The following is a 1,055-nucleotide window of genomic DNA, read 5'->3' on the forward strand; positions in this document are numbered from 1 at the left end:
GCGGACGAGGTGGCCGCGGCGCTGGCCCGGGTCGGCCTCGCGGACCGGGCCGGGCACCGGCCGGGCGAACTGTCGGGCGGACAGCGGCAGCGGGTCGCGATCGCCCGGGCGCTGATCACGCGGCCCGCCGTCCTCTTCGCCGACGAGCCGACCGGGGCGCTCGACACCCGGACCTCCCGGACGGTGCTGCGGATGCTGCGCGAACTGGTCGACACCCAGGGCCAGACCGTGGTCATGGTCACCCATGATCCGGCGGCGGCCGCCTACGCGGACCAGGTGGTGCTGCTCGCGGACGGGCGGCTCGCGGGCGAACTGCCGGGCGCGGCCGGCGCGGAGGCGATCGCGGCCCGGACCGCCGCCCTGGAGGTGCGGTGATGATCCCCATGGCGATGGTGCGCGAGCGCTGGACCTCCTTCCTGGGCGCCTTCGTGACCACGGCGCTGGGCGTCGCGGTGATCACACTGAGCGCGCTGATCCTGCTGTCCGGCGGCCCCGGGGTGCCCGAGCGGCTGGCGGGGGCGCCGGTGCTGGTACGCAGCCCCGAAGGGGCCCGGACCAGCGGGGTGTTCGCGCAGAGCCCGCCGTGGGCCCCGGAGCGGGCCGAGCGGCTGCGGCGCGCCCTGGCGGACCTCCCCGGCGTCGCGGCGGCGGTCGCCGACCGGTCCTTCTACGCGCAGGCGCCCGGCACCCGGCAGCGGGCGGGGGAGCGGCAGGGCCACGGCTGGCCGAGTGCGGCGCTCGCCTCGTACAGGCTCGGCGCGGGCGGCCCACCGGTGGCCGACGACGACATCGTCGTGGACCGTGCCCTCGGGCACGCGACCGGCGACCGGATCACGGTGCTCACCGCGCGCGGACCGCGGCGCTTCACCGTGTCCGGGACGATGAACGGCCCCGGCTACTGGACCACCGGCCACCGGGCCGCCGAACTCGCGGGCGGGGTCAGGGTCATCGGACTGGTCCTGGAGCCCGGCGCCGACGGCAAGCCGCGGTACGTGCTGGACATCTCCCCGGTGAACAACACGGTCACCGTCGGCCCCGCCGAAGCCCTGGACGTC

The 1,055-nt window shown here is 77.3% G+C and carries 1 protein-coding gene and 1 pseudogene; both read left to right on the plus strand.

Annotated elements, in window-relative coordinates; all coding sequences use genetic code 11:
• On the plus strand, positions 1-375 hold a 375-nt coding region (locus EEJ42_RS31390; RefSeq protein ID WP_123105247.1), incomplete at its 5' end, for an ABC transporter ATP-binding protein.
• A pseudogene (locus EEJ42_RS31395) lies at positions 375-1,055 on the plus strand (ABC transporter permease); the annotation flags it as partial. The gene EEJ42_RS31390 and the pseudogene EEJ42_RS31395, both read left to right, overlap by 1 nt.

Source organism: Streptomyces botrytidirepellens (assembly GCF_003721215.1).
GTDB lineage: Bacteria > Actinomycetota > Actinomycetes > Streptomycetales > Streptomycetaceae > Streptomyces > Streptomyces himastatinicus.